This window comes from Nocardia suismassiliense, from assembly GCF_900269665.1.
Lineage (GTDB): Bacteria > Actinomycetota > Actinomycetes > Mycobacteriales > Mycobacteriaceae > Nocardia > Nocardia suismassiliense.
Genome location: NZ_LT985361.1, coordinates 6,959,434 through 6,975,070 on the forward strand (window position 1 = coordinate 6,959,434; position 15,637 = coordinate 6,975,070).

18 protein-coding genes and 3 tRNA genes are annotated in these 15,637 nt (G+C 66.6%); 12 read left to right on the forward strand and 9 right to left on the reverse strand.

The genetic code is table 11. The features are described from left to right. Window positions 1-195: 195 nt before the first annotated feature. A complete protein-coding gene (locus DBO33_RS30965) occupies window positions 196-906 on the forward strand; it encodes a hypothetical protein (protein ID WP_107658207.1) in 711 nt (236 codons plus the stop codon). 48 nt (window positions 907-954) lie between these two features. Beyond that, window positions 955-1,884 carry a variant leucine-rich repeat-containing protein gene (locus tag DBO33_RS30970; protein ID WP_107658208.1) on the forward strand — a complete coding sequence of 310 codons (930 nt, stop codon included), beginning with the start codon at window positions 955-957 and terminating at the stop codon, window positions 1,882-1,884. 29 nt (window positions 1,885-1,913) lie between these two features. Here the strand turns inward: DBO33_RS30970 and pspM are convergent, their stop codons facing one another. From pspM to pgsA, 5 genes are all read right to left on the reverse strand, one after another. Next, entirely contained in the window at window positions 1,914-2,789 is an 876-nt protein-coding gene (gene pspM, locus DBO33_RS30975) for a phage shock envelope stress response protein PspM (RefSeq protein ID WP_107658209.1), read from the reverse strand. A gap of 136 nt (window positions 2,790-2,925) precedes the next feature. Beyond that, complete coding sequence (gene pspA, locus DBO33_RS30980) at window positions 2,926-3,756, reverse strand: phage shock protein PspA (RefSeq protein ID WP_107658210.1); 831 nt, start codon at window positions 3,754-3,756, stop codon at window positions 2,926-2,928. Between the two features lie 200 nt (window positions 3,757-3,956). Continuing rightward, entirely contained in the window at window positions 3,957-4,439 is a 483-nt protein-coding gene (locus DBO33_RS30985) for a helix-turn-helix domain-containing protein (protein WP_107658211.1), read from the reverse strand. A 115-nt stretch (window positions 4,440-4,554) separates the two neighbouring features. Then, entirely contained in the window at window positions 4,555-5,094 is a 540-nt protein-coding gene (locus tag DBO33_RS30990) for a CinA family protein (protein WP_107658212.1), read from the reverse strand. Then, on the reverse strand, window positions 5,091-5,750 hold the full coding sequence (gene pgsA / locus DBO33_RS30995; RefSeq protein WP_107658213.1) for a CDP-diacylglycerol--glycerol-3-phosphate 3-phosphatidyltransferase: 660 nt from the start codon (window positions 5,748-5,750) through the stop codon (window positions 5,091-5,093). Before pgsA ends, DBO33_RS30990 begins: the two co-directional genes overlap by 4 nt. A gap of 217 nt (window positions 5,751-5,967) precedes the next feature. Between pgsA and DBO33_RS31000 the strand changes: the two genes are divergently transcribed. The 3 genes from DBO33_RS31000 (at window position 5,968) to DBO33_RS31010 (ending at window position 7,541) form a co-directional block, all read left to right on the forward strand. Next, the gene (locus DBO33_RS31000; RefSeq protein ID WP_199856813.1) at window positions 5,968-6,534 is read left to right on the forward strand and encodes an amino-acid N-acetyltransferase; all 567 of its coding nucleotides are present in this window, start codon (window positions 5,968-5,970) and stop codon (window positions 6,532-6,534) included. A gap of 27 nt (window positions 6,535-6,561) precedes the next feature. After that, window positions 6,562-6,846, forward strand: coding sequence for a YciI family protein (locus DBO33_RS31005; RefSeq protein WP_107658215.1), 285 nt, complete (start codon window positions 6,562-6,564; stop codon window positions 6,844-6,846). Between the two features lie 149 nt (window positions 6,847-6,995). Next, window positions 6,996-7,541 carry a hypothetical protein gene (locus tag DBO33_RS31010; RefSeq protein WP_107658216.1) on the forward strand — a complete coding sequence of 182 codons (546 nt, stop codon included), beginning with the start codon at window positions 6,996-6,998 and terminating at the stop codon, window positions 7,539-7,541. A gap of 3 nt (window positions 7,542-7,544) precedes the next feature. Here the strand turns inward: DBO33_RS31010 and DBO33_RS31015 are convergent, their stop codons facing one another. Further along, window positions 7,545-8,528, reverse strand: a complete 984-nt coding sequence (locus tag DBO33_RS31015) for a TerC family protein (RefSeq protein WP_107658217.1) — start codon at window positions 8,526-8,528, stop codon at window positions 7,545-7,547. Between the two features lie 133 nt (window positions 8,529-8,661). Between DBO33_RS31015 and DBO33_RS31020 the strand changes: the two genes are divergently transcribed. From DBO33_RS31020 to DBO33_RS31050, 7 genes are all read left to right on the forward strand, one after another. Further along, window positions 8,662-9,486, forward strand: coding sequence for a class I SAM-dependent methyltransferase (locus DBO33_RS31020; RefSeq protein WP_107658218.1), 825 nt, complete (start codon window positions 8,662-8,664; stop codon window positions 9,484-9,486). A gap of 88 nt (window positions 9,487-9,574) precedes the next feature. Next, window positions 9,575-10,201 (forward strand): hypothetical protein, encoded by a 627-nt coding sequence (locus DBO33_RS31025; RefSeq protein ID WP_159080612.1) that lies wholly within the window; start codon window positions 9,575-9,577, stop codon window positions 10,199-10,201. 298 nt (window positions 10,202-10,499) lie between these two features. After that, window positions 10,500-10,581, forward strand: a tRNA-Tyr gene (locus DBO33_RS31030). Window positions 10,582-10,593: 12 nt separating this feature from the next. Then, window positions 10,594-10,665 (forward strand) — tRNA-Arg (locus tag DBO33_RS31035). A 10-nt stretch (window positions 10,666-10,675) separates the two neighbouring features. Continuing rightward, a tRNA-Leu gene (locus DBO33_RS31040) sits at window positions 10,676-10,749 on the forward strand. Between the two features lie 32 nt (window positions 10,750-10,781). Continuing rightward, window positions 10,782-11,111, forward strand: a complete 330-nt coding sequence (locus DBO33_RS43150) for a hypothetical protein (protein ID WP_159080613.1) — start codon at window positions 10,782-10,784, stop codon at window positions 11,109-11,111. 589 nt (window positions 11,112-11,700) lie between these two features. After that, on the forward strand, window positions 11,701-12,639 hold the full coding sequence (locus DBO33_RS31050; RefSeq protein ID WP_107658221.1) for an alpha/beta hydrolase: 939 nt from the start codon (window positions 11,701-11,703) through the stop codon (window positions 12,637-12,639). Window positions 12,640-13,027: 388 nt separating this feature from the next. Here DBO33_RS31050 and DBO33_RS31055 read toward each other — a convergent pair whose 3' ends face one another. Genes DBO33_RS31055 through DBO33_RS31065 form a run of 3 tightly spaced genes read right to left on the reverse strand, consistent with a single transcriptional unit; the run spans window position 13,028 to window position 15,623 of the window. Then, window positions 13,028-13,945: a methionyl-tRNA formyltransferase gene (locus DBO33_RS31055; protein WP_159080614.1), complete on the reverse strand. Its 918-nt coding sequence runs from the start codon at window positions 13,943-13,945 to the stop codon at window positions 13,028-13,030. Further along, window positions 13,942-14,673 carry a HalD/BesD family halogenase gene (locus DBO33_RS31060; protein WP_107658223.1) on the reverse strand — a complete coding sequence of 244 codons (732 nt, stop codon included), beginning with the start codon at window positions 14,671-14,673 and terminating at the stop codon, window positions 13,942-13,944. Before DBO33_RS31060 ends, DBO33_RS31055 begins: the two co-directional genes overlap by 4 nt. Beyond that, window positions 14,670-15,623 (reverse strand): isopenicillin N synthase family dioxygenase, encoded by a 954-nt coding sequence (locus DBO33_RS31065; RefSeq protein ID WP_107658224.1) that lies wholly within the window; start codon window positions 15,621-15,623, stop codon window positions 14,670-14,672. The genes DBO33_RS31060 and DBO33_RS31065 overlap by 4 nt, the downstream gene beginning before the upstream one ends. Between the last annotated feature and the right edge of the window lie 14 nt (window positions 15,624-15,637).

The window sequence follows — 15,637 nt, forward strand, 5'->3', positions numbered from 1 at the left end:
GCTGGTAGCGCACCATTCGCCGACGGCGGGTGTCAGACGTGCAGTCCGTGCTGCGGCGAATGTCCACTTCAGCGGCGGAAACGGATGCCTACCTCACAGGTAAGCATCCTGCGACCGTCCGGGCCTGCAAGATGCGCTGCCCTGTCAGCTATTCGGTGGATACCCGGATGGCCGCCGAGACGCGACGATGACGGGATGATCGATCCGTCGCCGCTTGCTCGCCCGCCGGAGTACTCGGGCGCGCGGCGTCCGACCCTGCCACCGCAGGGTGACCCCCTTTCCTACCTGGCGACCCAGTACCTCGGCCCGCCGTTCCCGGCGCCGCACCGTTCGGCCCCGCCGCATCCACCTGCGCGCAACGCCACACCTGCCTACCTTTCGGCCCAATACCTAGGTCCCCCATACCCCGCACCGCGGCACACGACCACGCCGCTGAACGGAACCGCCAAGACCGCAGCGGTTTTCGCGCTGCTCGGCACAGTCCCCCACCTCATCGGCGGATCCAGCAATCTGATTTCCGTGGCCGCACTCGACGCCGATAGCGGCGGACCGAAAACCCTGAACTACACCGGCTGGTACAGCGAATACCTCGTCGGCTCCGGCATCGCGCAAGTAGTCGCCGCCGCCCTGCTCGGTGTAGGAGCCGTCTTCCTGCTGCGCCGCCGCTTCGCCGGCCGCGCCCTGATCACCCTCGGCTGCCTGACAGTAATCGCCCTCGGCATCCTGTCCTTCTTCGCCATCCGCGCCCGCAACGCAGTCCTGTACCGCGATATGGCCGCAGACAACGCCGACTCCCTAGCCGCAATCGCAGGCGGAATATCCCTGGGACTGCTCGTCTTCCCAGTCCTCACCCTCCTACTGGCCTGCGCCACCTCGACCACCCAGTGGCTCCAGCACCGGACGTAGCAGTGCGTCTCCAACCCGTCCGAACCGCACCGCCGAACGGAAAACACCATGCACGACCAGACCTCGATCAGGCTCATGCCCGGCGAAACGCTGCGGCTGTCGACCCACTTCAGCCCGCACTTGATTTTGAGTCATCTGAAGGTCGGCTTGGTGGTGACCGATCGCCGGGTGGTGGTGCACAGGCCGAACACCATTTTCGCGGTGATTCCGCACGGCAGTCTGGAGCAGGCGACACCACTCGGCAAAGTGAGCGAGATCGCCGTCGGTGAGGCGGTGTCCACCCGGCATCTCGTCTACGGGGCCGGGTCTCTGCTGGTCGCGTTGCTGGCGCTGTTCAGTGCGCCGGCCATATCCGGTGTGACCGGCTTTGTGCTCGGCCTCGCGCTGCTGGGTGTGTCCGCATATTTCTTCTCGACGGCGAGACAGTTCGGAATCTGGGTCCGCAATCAGGGCGGAGGCGTGCTTCGCGCACCCGCAGGTCATCATGAACGGCGCCTGATCAACGCCGCACAAAACTGTCTCGAGACACTGATCTTCGGCAACGACGTAGCCGAAAGTACGTCAGCGACAACGGGTTACGGCTTTCCCGTGCCGACCGTCCCAGGCACACCGAACACGCAGCGAAGCCACACCGGGCACACCCCGTCGAATACCCAATTCGGTCACACCGCACCACATCCGCAGGCCCGCCAGGGCGCAGCAAGCACGCCGACCAGTCGCACCGAGTACGCGGCACCTAACGCACAGTCCAGCTACACCGAATACGCTGCGGGCACCTCCGCGCTCGACGCCCGACCGGACGGCGCCCGCGCCGCAGACCCGCAGACCACACCGGCCGCACTGTACGAAATCGCCCAGCGCTGGCCGCAATTGCGCGCACGGATCGCGACGAACCCGGCCGCCGACCCGGACTTGCTGAATTGGCTCGGCGAACTCGGCGATCCCGAGGTGGACAGGGCGCTGGCCAGCCGAATGTAGCTGAAAACGGACGCCCAGCAGCGCAGCGCTCAGAGTTGGCCGGGGCGGGAGATCGGGACCTGTTGGTCGGCGACTTCGGTGAGGGCTTGGGCCCAGCCGTCCAGGCGGTCGGCGGCGTGGCGCAGGTCGGCGACGATGGTGTCGAAATTGTGGCGCATGACGGCGCTTTCGGGGACGGCGAGGATGCGGCCTGCGGCGGCGACTACCTGTTCGTATTCGGTGACGCCGGTGTCGAGGCGGTCGAGGGCGAATTGCAGGTTGCCGGTGAGGGCTACCGAGGCGGGGGAATCGGCGCGGCCCATGGCGCCGAGGGCCTGCTCCATGGCGGTCACGTCGGCGGCGAGGGCGTGCAGGGCGGCGGAGCCGGAGGCCGCGGTTTCGAGCATGTCGGTGAGTTCGTCGTCGGGCAATCGGTTGCCGCGGGCGATCTGGGTGCCGAGTCCGTGCAGCGCGCGTTCGGCGCGGACCAGTGTGGCGATGGGTCCGCGGGCCCGCGACCACAGCGGTGGCTGTTTGCGCGGGACGAAGGTGGGCTGCGGCAGGGGTGATTTGCGCAGTCGCAGGTAGCGGCGGGCGCTCAGTGCGGTGCCGGTGACGAGCGCGACCGCGCCGCCGCCGAGCACGACGACGATCCAGGCGGGCGCGGAGATGACCACCAGCCCAACGGCTCCCGCGGTGGTGAGGCCGGAGGCGGTGCCGAGCTGGAAACTGCGGCGGCGGGCGCGGCGGCGACGGCGCAGTTCACGCTCGCGCGGATCGGCCCAGCGACGCACCGCGACCAGGGCGCTCTCGCCGACCTCGCGCAGACTGTCGGGCAGGCTTCCCGGTTGCGGAGCGAGCGCGGCCTGCGCCCGGATGATCGCCGCGTCGCGCTTGCGGCCCGGAAGCGCCTTGTCCCGAGTCATGCCATCTCTCCCACTGGTAGCGCGGATCGGACCAGCACGGTCCCGGCGCGGCCGACGGCCGGCCCGCCGGGTGCCCGTGCTGTGTTCGCCAGTGTTCCAGTGACCACCGACAAAGTCCTCGCCGAGCGTCGAACCGTTACTGCTGTGCGGCCTGGCCCTTGTTCATCTGCGGCTGGGCCGGGTTCGCCTGCGCCGGTGCGGGATTGACGGCCGGCTGGGCCGCGCCACCCGCGGGCAGCTGATCGCCGCGCATCGACGCGCGGATCTGCTCGAGCTTGCTGTGCCCGGCCATCTGGATGCTGGCCTGCTGTACCTCCAGCATGCGGCCCTGCACCGTGTTCTGCGCGAGCTCGGCGGAGCCGAGGGCATTGGCGTAGCGGCGCTCGATCTTCTCGCGCACCGCGTCCAGGCTCGGCGTGGTGCCGGGCGCCGACAGCGTCGAATCCATCTGCTGCAGCGACGCGGAAACCTGCTCCTGCATCTTCGCCTGCTCCAGCTGGCTGAGCAGCTTGGTGCGCTCGGCGACCTTCTGCTGCAACAGCATCGCGTTCTGCTCGACGGCCTTCTTGGCCTGCGTGGCCGCCTGCAGCGACTGGTCGTGCAGCACCTTCAGGTCTTCCACCGACTGCTCGGCGGTGACCAGCTGGGCGGCGAACGCCTCGGCGGCGTTGGTGTACTGGATCGCCTTCTCGGTGTCGCCCGCGGCGCTGGCCTGGTCGGCGAGCGTGACCGCCTGGCGTGCGTTGGCGTTGAGCTTCTCGACCTCGTCGAGCTGCCGGTTCAGTTTCATCTCCAGCTGGCGCTGGTTGCCGATGACCGACGCGGCCTGCTGCGAGAGGGCCTGATGCTGGCGCTGAGCTTCCTCGATAGCCTGCTGAATCTGGACCTTCGGATCCGCGTGCTCTTCGATCTTCGAATCGAAGAGGGCCATCAGGTATTTCCAGGCCTTGACGAACGGATTAGCCATCGATTGATCCCGCCTCCATCTGACGTGCCGCGCCCTCGACGCGGCTCCGGTGCGCGACCGTCACGCACTCGATATATGCCTATCCTCCACCATGCGGCCGCTGCGCCGGGTATACCCGGCCCAACCGACGCCTAGTGAGAATCTATCCGCTTTCGGCGCCGGTCCGCAGTGTTGCCGCGGCGGCCACCTGTCGCTGGGTGTCACATGCCCTTCACCAGGACCAGCATGTCGGCCTTGGGTGCGGGAATGACGATTCTGGTGTCCATGGCCAGCGGCAGCGGACGCACGCCCGAGCCGGCCACCGACAGGCTGGCACTCGCGGGCGCCAGCGCGGGCTCTGCGGCCGCGGCGGGTGCGGCGGCCGGTGCGGCTTCGGCGGCGGTGGGCTCTTCCGCGGCGACCGGCAGCGGTGCCGCCGCGGCGTCTGCCGGGGTACGGGTCGGCAGGCCGTCGGCGCCCGCCATGATCGTGCTCACATCCCAGAGCACCCGGGACAGCGGCACATCGAGGGCCGCGCAGATCGCGGCCAGCAACTCACTGGAGGCTTCTTTACGGCCCCGCTCGACCTCGGAGAGATAGCCCAGGCTCACGCGCGCGGAGGTGGACACCTCGCGCAGGGTCCGGCTCTGGGCGAGACGAGCACGCCGCAGACTGTCCCCGATGGCCTCTCGCAGCAGCGTCATCTCGTTCTCCTTCGCTCCCTGTCAGGGGACCCGCATGACACTCACGAGTGCCACGCACGCCGTTCTTTCTGGCACAACGTCGGACGAGGCCCGGTTGGTTCCCGCCCGGCGCAAATCACTCACCTTGCCTGCTCGTACCCGCGTCCGGTCGTCGTACACATCGCAGCAGTTCCCGCACGGCGATGTGCGTCGCGCCGATCCTGATCGTCCACCGGTCCCCGAGGAGTTTCAACCGCATCACCTCGGTGTGCCCCGGCCCGGCGAGTCCGAGGAAGACGGTGCCGACCGGATGTCCGTCCTGCGAATCAGGTCCGGCCACACCGGTCAGTGCCACTCCCCAGTCTGCCCCGCATCGCGTGCGGGCGCCCACCGCGAGTTGTTCGGCGGTGCTCGCGGCGACCGGACCCTCGCTCTCCAGTACTTCGTCGCTGACACCGCCGAGGCTGTGTTTCAGATCTGTGGCGTACACCACGATGCCACCGCGCAGCACCGCGCTGGCACCCGGCACGCCCGCGATGGTCGCGGACAACAGCCCGGCGGTGAGCGATTCGGCGGTCGCGACGGTCTGGCCCGCCGTGCGCAGCGCTCGAACCAGGTCGGCGACTTGCCCGTTCGCGATCAACGGATCGGCCGGTGCCGAGGATGCCGGGCTCATGCGCCGCGCGTTCGGCCCGGCCCGCCCGCGAACCACACCCGCATCGCCTGCCCGACATAGTCCAGGCCGGTGATCACGGTCAGCGCGACGGCCACATACATCAGCACCATGCCCGCCCCGACGAGCCAGCCACCCAGTGGCAGCAGCAGGACCGCGATCGCGATCGACTGCATGAGGGTCTTGAGTTTGCCGCCGCGACCGGCGGGGGTCACGCCCCGGCGCACCACGGCCCGGCGCAGCCGGGGCACGCCGATCTCCCGGCCGCAGATGACCAGGGTAATCCACCAGGCCAGATCGCCGAGTACGGACAACCCGATGACCGCGGAACCGATCAACGCCTTGTCCGCGATGGGGTCGGCGAGCTTGCCGAAATCGGTGACCAGACCGTATTTGCGCGCCAGTTGCCCGTCGAACCGGTCGGTGATCGCGGCGATGCCGAACAGCGCGGCCGCGACGAGCCGCCAGAAGGTCTCGTGCCCGTCGCCCACGAACAGGGCAACCACGAACAGCGGGACCAGCGCGATGCGCAGCATGGTCAGGATGTTCGCGATATTCATCAGCGGCACCACGGGTTCGGCGTGCGGCGTCACCATGCTCGACGGGATCGGCTCGGACGTGGCCCAGCGTCGCTCGATCTCCTCGGGTTGCGCACTCATCGCCGCACCTCGCCGACGCTGAGCTCCGGCACGAGCGCGAGCGGCTGTGAGGTGGTGCGCCCGCTCACGATAAACACTCCAGACAACGCCCATGACCGGCGCCTACCCGGCGCATGTCATGCCGAACCCGCTGCCCGGCATGATGCGGTGAGCGGGAGGACTGGATGTGCGGCACACGTTCAGCCTATCGGTAACCCGCCCGACTACTCTGCACCCCATGAACTCTCGGGGACCACTAGGTGGTTCGACCAGCGACGCACATCCGGGCGTGCCTCTAGGCGCGCAGAACGCCCCGCTGGTTGTCCGACGCGCGCGAACCTCCGACGTGCCCGAGATCAAGCGCCTCGTCGATGTCTACGCCGGTCGGATACTGCTGGAAAAGAACCTGGTCACGCTGTACGAAGCGGTGCAGGAGTTCTGGGTGGCCGAGCTCGCGGGCCGCGTCGTCGGCTGTGGTGCGCTGCATGTGCTGTGGGCCGATCTCGGTGAGGTGCGCACGGTCGCGGTGCACCCGGATGTCAAGGGCAGCGGGGTGGGCAGGCTCATCGTGGAGCAGCTGATCACGGTGGCGCGCGAGCTGGAGCTGCGGCGGGTGTTCGTGCTGACCTTCGAGGTGGATTTCTTCGCCAGGCACGGGTTCGCGGAGATAGACGGCACGCCGGTGACGGCCGAGGTGTACGCGGAGATGTGCCGGTCCTACGACACCGGTGTCGCGGAGTTCCTCGACCTCAGCTACGTCAAGCCCAACACCCTCGGCAATACTCGGATGCTGCTCACGCTCTGACATCCGACGTATAGGAAGCGATCTCCCGTGCCGATCTTCGCCGTTCACTACACCTACTCCGCGGCCACGGTCCCGGACCGGGACACCCACCGGCCCGCGCATCGCGCCTGGCTGGCCGGTCAGCTCGACGCGGGCAACCTGCTGACCAGCGGGCCGTACCCGGACGGGTCCGGTGCGCTGATCCTGTTCCGGGCCGAGGATGCCGGTGCGCTGAACGCGCTGCTCGCCGAGGACCCGTTCGCACGGGAGAAGCTGATCGATGACGTGCGCGTCGTCGAATGGCTTCCGGTGCTGGGCGCTTTCACGTCCTGAATCGATCACCTACCGATTCCCCGCTCACCCCTTCGGTGGGCGGGGAATCGGACAACCAGGACGGATCGTTAGGCGAAGTCAGCTAACTTGCGGCGACACACCGTGCGTGATACGGACATACCGCCTGTTCCACACGGCAGACTCGCGCCATGCGCACTTACGTAGCGGTTTTCGCGTCGACGGCTGCCACCGCAGGCCTGTTGTACGCGTACCTGGGTGTACCGGACAAAACGGACCCAGCAACCTCTTCCTCGGCTCGTCCGCTGACCCGGCCCGGGGTGGCCGACCCGGCGCTGTACCGAGCCGTCGACGGCTATTACTTCCAGACGCCGGACCGGCACATCACCTGCGGCATCCTCGATCAGCCGGTCGGCCAGCCCCGGCGCACCGCGGGTTGTCAGGGCGCGACCGGCCCCGCGCCGCCGCATATGCAGAAATGCTGGAGCACCGATCCGGCCGCCGCCGCGGTGGCGGTCGGCGAGGACGCCGGATATCTGTGCGTGAACCAGGGTTTCTACACCGGGCCCGAGGTGGTGCCCGGTGCCGGCCCGGGCGTCGGGCCGGTGCTACCTGCCGGAGCGACCCTGAGCGCGCACGGATTCACCTGTCGGGCCGAGACTTTCAGCGTCATCTGCAGCAACGACGAAGACGGGCACGGGTTCGAGATCGCCCCGGACAGCAACCGGGTGTTCTGAACGTCAGCGCTTCGCTGCGACCGAGCGGGTACGCGCGAGGCTGGCGACCGTCGCGACGACCAGAATGCCGAGGATGACTCCCAGCGACACCGCGGTGGAGATTTCCGGCACGCTGACGTGCTCGCCGCCATTGATGAACGGCAGCGTGTTCTCGTGCAGCGCGTGCAGCACCAGCTTCACGCCGATGAACGCGAGGATGGCCGACAAGCCGTAGGACAGGTAGACCAGACGATCGAGGAGTCCGCCGATCAGGAAGTACAACTGCCGTAAACCCATGAGCGCGAACGCGTTTGCGGTGAATACCAGGTACGGCTCGCTCGTCAGACCGTAGATCGCCGGGATCGAGTCCAGGGCGAACAGCAGGTCGGCGAAGCCGATCGCCAGCAGAGCGAGGAACAGCGGGGTCAACGCGCGACGTCCGTCGACGCGGGTGATCAGCTTGTCGCCGTCGTAGCTCTCGGTGGTCGGCAGTACCCGTTTGGCCAGCGCGACGATTCGACTGTCGCGCTTCTCCTCGTGCTCGACCTCGTGACCGCTCTCCTTGATCAGCTTGGCGGCGGTGTAGATGAGGAACAGGCCGAACAGGTAGAACACCCAGCTGAACGCGTTGATCGCGGCCGCGCCCACGGCGATGAACACACCGCGCATCACCAGCGCGATGACGATGCCGATGAGCAGCGCCTTCTGCTGATAGATCCGAGGCACCGCGAAGGTGGACATGATGATCAAAAAGACGAACAGGTTGTCCACCGAGAGCGCCTTCTCGGTGACGAAACCCGCGTAGTACTCCCCCGCGAAGGTGGAGCCCCACTGCCAGGCGACGAAACCGCCGAAGGCCAGGGCGAGCCCGATGTAGACGGCGGACCAGAAGCCGGATTCCCGGAAGGTCGGCTCGTGCGGGGTGCGCACGTGCGCGAAGAAGTCGAAGACGAACAGGGCGAGGATCACCACGATGGTGATCACCCACTCGAGTGCGGTTACCTGCATGCTGCGTGTCGATCAGTAGCGAGGGTCATGGTGTTCATAATGCCCGATTTGTCCGTTCCGGTCGGCTTGCGGGGTGATTGCTGACCATAATTTCACATGCGCTCGCCGCGGTCGCCATGCCACAGTGGCGACTGTGACCGACGACTACCTGCTCCTCAACAAAACAAACTGGGACGAGCGCGCACCGGTCCACGCCGCGGCGCGCGATTACGCGGTGGATCGGTTCCTCGCCGAACCGGACTTTCTGAGCGAGGTGGTTCGGTTCGATCGTCCGTTACTCGGCGACATCAGCGGGTTGCGCGCGGTGCACCTGCAATGCCACATCGGCACCGACACGCTCTCACTGGCCCGGCTCGGCGCCACCATGACCGGACTCGACTTCTCCCCCGCGTCCCTCGCGCAGGCTCGGAAACTCGCCGAAAAAGCCGGGGCTCGAATCGATTTCGTCGAGTCCGATGTCTTCGATGCGGTAACCGCGCTCGGCGGTGCGCAATTCGACCTGGTGTACACCGGAATCGGTGCGCTGTGCTGGCTTCCGAGCATCGACCGCTGGGCGAAGACTGTCGCCGGACTGCTGCGGCCCGGTGGACGGCTGTTCATCCGAGATACCCATCCGATGCTGGCGACGATCGACGAAACCCATACGGACCGGCTGGTTGTCGGCTACCCGTACTTCGAAACGCCGGAGCCGATGGTGTTTTCCGACGGCGGCACCTATGTCGAGACCGACGCCGAGTTCCAGCAGACCACCACCCACGAGTGGAACCACGGGATCGGCGAGCTGGTGACCGCCGTGCTGAACGCCGGACTCTCGATCACCGGACTCACCGAGCATCGCAGTGTGCCGTGGCATGCCCTGCCCGGGCAGATGACCCTCGGCGCCGGCGGCGAATGGCACCTCACCGAGCATCCGGAGCGGCTACCGCTCAGCGTCACATTGCAGGCCCGCAAGCACTGATCGCGGACCGCACCACCTGCGGCGATGAGATCTCCGGGGTCCGGCGCGTCCTGTTCGAAAGCCGGGCGACGCGGTACAGAATGCCGTCATGCAAATCCGAGGAGCTCGTATCGCTGTGGTGCCGTGCGCCGTCGCGCTGGCGTTGCTGGCCGGGTGTGGAAACGACGACAAGGGTTCGGGCACACCGACCTCCAGTTCGGCCGCGCCGAGTTCGCCCGCGGCGAGCTCGTCCGCCGCGCCGACCACCACGGCGAGCGCCGCGCCGACTTCCTCCGCCACCGCCGCACGCCCACCGGCGTCCGGCCCGGTCGACCCGGCCCAATATCGGCAGCAGATGGGGTACTACTTCCAGTCGCCGAGCGGATCGTTCCTCTGCGCGATCCTCGATCAACCGATCGACGACAACGCGCAGGTCGGCTGCCAGGGATCCACCGCGCCGGCACCCGCGGAGTTCAAGGAGTGCTGGAGCAAGAATCCGCAGGGCAGCACGCTGACCGTCGGCAAGCGTTCGGGCGCACGCTGCTTGAACCAGGGCGTGTTCGTCGGCGCGCCGATCGACGGCGGCAGCCGTGGCGGCGGGCGGGTGCTGCCGTACGGCGGGGTACTCACCGTCGGCGCGTTCACCTGTGACTCCGCCGAAAACGGGGTGACCTGCACGAACGACACCACCGGCGCTGGCTTCACGATCGCCCGCGAGTCCAACCGCACCTTCTGACCCGAAAACCGGTTCCCAAGCCGAAATTCGGATGTTAACGTCGGTACCAGAGAACACACACGATCAGGAAGGCGAAGACATGACCGGGACCCAGCAGCGACGGTGGTCGCGCAGCGGTGCCTGGCAGTCGCACGCCAACTCCGTGCTATCGACGGTCGCCTATCGACGGCTGACCGTACGGAGCGGCCCCTGACCCGTGTCTTCCACAAACCCGTGCAAGGGGTCACTCCGCGGCAATCGCCAAGGGGTGACCCCTTTTTCGTGTCTCTGCACACAACTACACAGCGACGACCAACACGGCAGTATGCCCGAGCGGCCGAAGGGGCCTGACTGTAAATCAGGTGTATTCACCACCGGAGGTTCGAATCCTCCTGCTGCCACCCGTGTTTCACATCCGTGTAGCTCAGTGGAAGAGCGGCACCCGCCGAAGGTGCAGGTCGGTGGTTCGACTCCACTCACGGATACGAAACCCGATCCCTCGTAGCCCAATCGGTAGAGGCACCGGACCTAGATTCCGGGAGGTGCGAGTTCGAATCTCGCCGGGGGAACATACAACATCCACACAATTGCCGTTCATGGGTTGACCTGGCATTTCAGTGGTAGCGGTAGTCGTGGTGATGCCTACGGATGCCGCAGCGCGGGCGATTCCGGGCAACTGGTCGGCGGACAGTTTGATGGTGATGTTGCGGAGCGCCTTGGTGAACGGATCATCCGGCTCGCCATGCTGCGCCTGGCGCAGCACAGAATCTTGTCGTCGCGTCAGGTCGTCAACGCTGCGTTGGTAGCGTTCCCGGTCGGCCCGTCGTTGTTGTGCGTCGCGATCATCGATACCAGCGAGATCGGCGCCGAGCCGCTCATGACGATAAGTGCCGAACACGCGATCGGCGAAGAACTTCGACACCGCATCTAGAATCGCGTCCTCACGGACGTAGACCGTTTTGGGATGAGCTGCGTATTTCTCTGCACATCCTCGATTATTTCCTCGAGGCCAGCACGTGTAGTAAATGTCTCCATGTCGTGGAGCACACCCTGCATTCTTCGGGAACAAAACCACAATATTCTCGCCCGAAACAGGTAACCACGTTTCGTCAGGGGATGCTTGTTATCGCTACTGCCTGCACGTGAGCCGCGCCGATTGCTACGACGGGCGGCCATCTCGTCGTACATCCATTTCGGGATCAATGGTTCGTGTGCGGGTTTTTGTAGCCGGTCTTCTGTCCGCGTTCTTCGAGCTCTATCCGCCCGGACTCAACATCGGGCGCCGGTGAGCAGGCCCGACGCTGTCGCGGGCGTCCCGCTCCGTGAGGTCGGCGAACTTCTGGTTCGACAACGCCTTGATCGAGGATTGCTGTTCGATAACTGACTAGGACTTCGGTGGGTGGAACCGTCGTTGATCGCTTAGTGTCGAATGGTCGGATGTTGCCAGGTCAACCCCGATCTCTGTGCGTCTCGCGACCGGTGAATTCTCCTCGGGTTCGACACCAGAAAGCAGGGACACCATGACCTACAGCTACGATCCGGAACTCGCCGAGTCGGCCGCCCGGAGCCTCGGCGGGTCGTGGACCGACGCGACGGCGGCGCGGCAGCGGATCGCCGAAAAATTCGCCGGGCTGCCGAAACATCAACCGTCGGTCCCGCTCCGGGTGCAGGACCGTACGATCGCAGGACCGTCGGGCAACGACATTCCGGTCCGGCTCTTCGCGCCGCGCGATCGAACCAGCGATCTTGCGGCGCTGGTCTACTTCCACGGCGGCGGCTACGTCATCAACGGGGTCATCGACGGTGACAACCACGCCAGCCGGGTCGCCGACGAGGTTGGCGCACTGGTGGTTTCGGTCGACTACCGGCTAGCCCCCGAGCATCCGTTTCCTGCCGCGCATGACGACTGTTACACGGCGCTGGAGTGGGTGGCGAAGAACACCGCCGAGCTCGGCGTCGACCCCGAGCGCATCGGCGTCGGCGGCGAAAGCGCGGGCGGCGGTCTCGCCGCCGCGGTCGCGCTGCGCGCACGCGACGAGCACGGTCCCGCGATCAGGTTCCTGTACCTGATTGTTCCCGAACTCGACGATCGCCTGCAGACCCACTCCGCCCGCACCTACACCGACACCCCGAACTGGAGCCGCACCATCGGACAGCAGAGCTGGTCCTACTATCTGGGCACCGGCGTCCCCGGCTCCCCGGACGTATCTGCCTATGCCGCGCCCGCCCGCGCCCACGACCTCACCAACATGCCACCCACCCACATTTCCGCAATGCAGTTCGACCCGCTCCGCGACGAAGACATCGACTTCGCCCAGCGACTCCTGCAAGCCGGAGTGAACACCGAACTACATTGCTACCCAGGCACATTCCACGGCTCACATCTGACCGACGCGGCCATCTCCCGCCGCACACTCGCCGATGCCATGGCAGCGCTACGCCGCGGGCTGGTCGACTGAACAGATCAGCTCTGCCGCTGCCGTTGCGCGACCCAGGTTGGTGGGGATGATGGCATGCGGAGGTTGGTCGGTCAGCGGCGCGGTTCGCGGCTCGTGTCGTGACCACGGACGAAGTATGAGGAAATGCCACCGAATTGAGATTCTATGCCCGCCACGACGTGAGACAAACCGTAAGTGACAAGGGTCAGTCAGTTGGCGGTCCACCACAGATTTCGAGACCCTACAGTCGGATGAACGAGGCGGTCTCGGGGCGCGTGTCCTGCGTCAACCGATGACAGGCTGCGATGGTGAGTTCGGTTTCCGATCCGAAGACCTGCGAACGCACGCAAGTAGCCGAATATCGTGTGTTTAAAACCGCCACGATCCACTCAGCGGATACAGGCGGTGATCAGGATAATCGCGTGCGCGGGACGAGGATGTCGGTGGCGGGTCCGGCGGGCTGGTCTGGGCGCTGGACTTGGCGCAGGATGATGCCGTCGGCATCGGGGCTCCAGCTGTGCCCGCACACGACCGCGACGCCGCCGTCGGTGTGGGCGATGACCCGGCCCGGGGTGCCTCGGTGGGCGCGGGTGGGACGGACGGCGGTTTTGATGTAGAGCTTGCGGCCGTCCAGTAGACACCAGGCGTTGACGAACGGGTCGCTTTGCGCGCGGACGAGATCGAGAATTCTGGTGGTGGGTTGGGTCCAGTCGATGCGGGTGTCGGCTTCGGTGATGCGGTGGTAGAAGGACCCGCCGGCGCGCTGCGGGGTAGGTGTCGCGCCGGTGGCGACGCGTTCGAGGGCGGTGAGCAAGGCGTGTGGATATTCTTTCAGCAGTGCGGAATACACCGTGGTCGCGGTGTCGTGGGGTGCGATGGGGACGGTGACGGTGTGCACGACGGGTCCGGTGTCGAGGTCGCGTTCCATGATGTGCACGGTCAGGCCGATGGCGGTTTCGCCGTTGCGGATCGACCAGTTGACCGAGCCGAATCCGGCGTAGTCGGGCAGCAGGGCATCGTGGATGTTGAGCGGGCACAACGAGGGGATGGCGAGCACGTCCTCGGGCACGCGGGTGCGCCAGTTGGCTGAGACCAGGACCTCGGGCGCGGCCGCGGTCAGTGCTCCGGCCACCCCGGGTGCGGTGGCCAGGTCGTCGGCGAACAGGGTCCGCAAACCGTGCCGGTGGGCGAGCGTGGCGACGTGGCCCTCGCCGAGTCCGCCGAATTCGGGGCGGTGGGTGACCACGGCGGCCACGTCGTGCTGGGCGGCCAATGGTCCGAGGACGGTGGCGCCGATTTCGCCGTAGCCGAGGAATGCGACTTTCATGGCGCCGCCCATAACGTGTCCATGGTTTCGTGGCTGTGGATTTTGGTGAGATCTCGGTGGGCCGCGTAGGCCATGTTGAGGATCAGTCGCCGCCCTCTCGACAGCGGATAGACGCGGTGCAGAGAGGTGTCGGTGCGCATCAGGTAGAGGTCGCCGGGGCGCAACTCCGCGGACAGGATCGGCCGACCGATGAACTGGCGATGCAGGCGTGGACTTTCCTTGTCCCACACGGTGTTCGGTACGTATTGCACGAATCCGCCGTCCTCCGCGGGCGGACAGTCCAAGACCCAGACGAGGGCGAAACTGTAGTCGTCCCAATGCCATCCGTGGGTGTCGCCGGATTCGGTCAGCTCCGTGATCACGAATTGCTCGGGCTCGTAGGGACAGCGCAGCACCGGTTCGCCGGCGATCACGGCCAGGGCCTGACGCAGGTCCTCGGACTCGTAGAGAGCGGGAATCACGGTGCCGTGTCGATGGATTTCGCCGCGGCGTGCGTTGCGCATGCGGCGTGGTGTGTGCCCGGTTTCGGCGAAACGGAGTTCGCGACGGGTTCCGTGCGAGGTGATCAGCGCTTCGGCTTCCGCGCGGACGGCCGCTTTCACGGTCTCGGGTGCCAGGAAACCAGTTGTGGTGAAACCGGATTCACGGAACTCGCGACCGGCGCGAGCAAGCTCCGCGGTGTCGGCGAGCTGTTCGGTCAGCGCGGTCAGCAATGCGGTCGTGTTCATGACACCGCCCGGTACCAGCGCTCGACCACATTCGGATGGGACCGCAGCCAGCCTGCCAGCGCCAGTTCGCCATAGGCCGACGGCGAGTCCTCGGGAGCCGCGGTGGCCAACCCTGGCAGTTTCATCGGCTCGACCACCGCGTCCAATCGTGGTGCGAGGAAGAATGCCGCACTGTAGCGGTCTCGGCCGCCAGGCGGGCTGATCACGCGGTGTGGCGCGGCCCGTAGATAGCCGTTGGTGGCCCGCTCCAACATCTCGCCGATGGTGACCACGAATTCGCCTGGGCGCGGCGGCACGTCCAGCCATCGTTGGTCCCGGGCGCGAGCCTGAAGTCCACCGATGTCGTCGTGCTGCAGCATGCCGAGGTACCCGTAATCGCGATGCGCGCCGATGCCCTGCCGGGTTTGGTTCTCCGCACTTCCCGGGTAGTGCAGCAACTTCAGGTACACCGCCGCCTGGTCGTCGAACCATCGATCTAGCCAGCTCGATGCTTGCCCAAGACTGGCGGCCAGCATGCGCAGCACTCGCACGCCGACCGCCTGCAAATTCTCCTGCCACGCCAGCACCGCGGGCCGCAACTCCGGCAGGACGGTCGGCCACTGATTCGGCCCGATCAAACGCAGATACCGTGGATCGCCGGGCCTCAGCTCGAGCGCCGGTCGTTCCGGGCCGATATCGAACTGCTCCCGCCAGTCGGGCCGACCGTGGGTGTGCTCCCCGCCCACCCGCGAATAACCGCGAAAATGCGGCGATTTCACGTTCTCCACCTCGAGCAGACACTCCTGCGGCAGTGCGAACAGCCGCCGAGTAACCGCCAGGATATCGTCGGTGATCGCCTGTGGGACAGCGTGGCCGCTCACCCGGAAACACCCGGTCTCGCGCGCTGCAGCCAGCAGGTCGCGCCGCGCGCCCGGGTCGTCCCGGGAAAGGTCCACCGTCGCGACATCCATACCGAAATCCTCCG

What these genes read in the sequence shown, in the direction of transcription:
- DBO33_RS30990 (WP_107658212.1), bottom strand. Translation starts at nt 5,094, where the DNA reads ATGAGCCCGGCATCCTCGGCACCGGCCGATCCGTTGATCGCGAACGGG.
- DBO33_RS31010 (WP_107658216.1), top strand. Translation starts at nt 6,996, where the DNA reads ATGCGCACTTACGTAGCGGTTTTCGCGTCGACGGCTGCCACCGCAGGC.
- DBO33_RS31015 (WP_107658217.1), bottom strand. Translation starts at nt 8,528, where the DNA reads ATGCAGGTAACCGCACTCGAGTGGGTGATCACCATCGTGGTGATCCTC.
- DBO33_RS31000 (WP_199856813.1), top strand. Translation starts at nt 5,968, where the DNA reads ATGAACTCTCGGGGACCACTAGGTGGTTCGACCAGCGACGCACATCCG.
- pgsA (WP_107658213.1), bottom strand. Translation starts at nt 5,750, where the DNA reads ATGAGTGCGCAACCCGAGGAGATCGAGCGACGCTGGGCCACGTCCGAG.
- DBO33_RS31065 (WP_107658224.1), bottom strand. Translation starts at nt 15,623, where the DNA reads ATGGATGTCGCGACGGTGGACCTTTCCCGGGACGACCCGGGCGCGCGG.
- pspA (WP_107658210.1), bottom strand. Translation starts at nt 3,756, where the DNA reads ATGGCTAATCCGTTCGTCAAGGCCTGGAAATACCTGATGGCCCTCTTC.
- DBO33_RS30970 (WP_107658208.1), top strand. Translation starts at nt 955, where the DNA reads ATGCACGACCAGACCTCGATCAGGCTCATGCCCGGCGAAACGCTGCGG.
- DBO33_RS30985 (WP_107658211.1), bottom strand. Translation starts at nt 4,439, where the DNA reads ATGACGCTGCTGCGAGAGGCCATCGGGGACAGTCTGCGGCGTGCTCGT.
- DBO33_RS31060 (WP_107658223.1), bottom strand. Translation starts at nt 14,673, where the DNA reads ATGAACACGACCGCATTGCTGACCGCGCTGACCGAACAGCTCGCCGAC.
- DBO33_RS30965 (WP_107658207.1), top strand. Translation starts at nt 196, where the DNA reads ATGATCGATCCGTCGCCGCTTGCTCGCCCGCCGGAGTACTCGGGCGCG.
- DBO33_RS31025 (WP_159080612.1), top strand. Translation starts at nt 9,575, where the DNA reads ATGCAAATCCGAGGAGCTCGTATCGCTGTGGTGCCGTGCGCCGTCGCG.
- pspM (WP_107658209.1), bottom strand. Translation starts at nt 2,789, where the DNA reads ATGACTCGGGACAAGGCGCTTCCGGGCCGCAAGCGCGACGCGGCGATC.
- DBO33_RS31050 (WP_107658221.1), top strand. Translation starts at nt 11,701, where the DNA reads ATGACCTACAGCTACGATCCGGAACTCGCCGAGTCGGCCGCCCGGAGC.
- DBO33_RS31055 (WP_159080614.1), bottom strand. Translation starts at nt 13,945, where the DNA reads ATGAAAGTCGCATTCCTCGGCTACGGCGAAATCGGCGCCACCGTCCTC.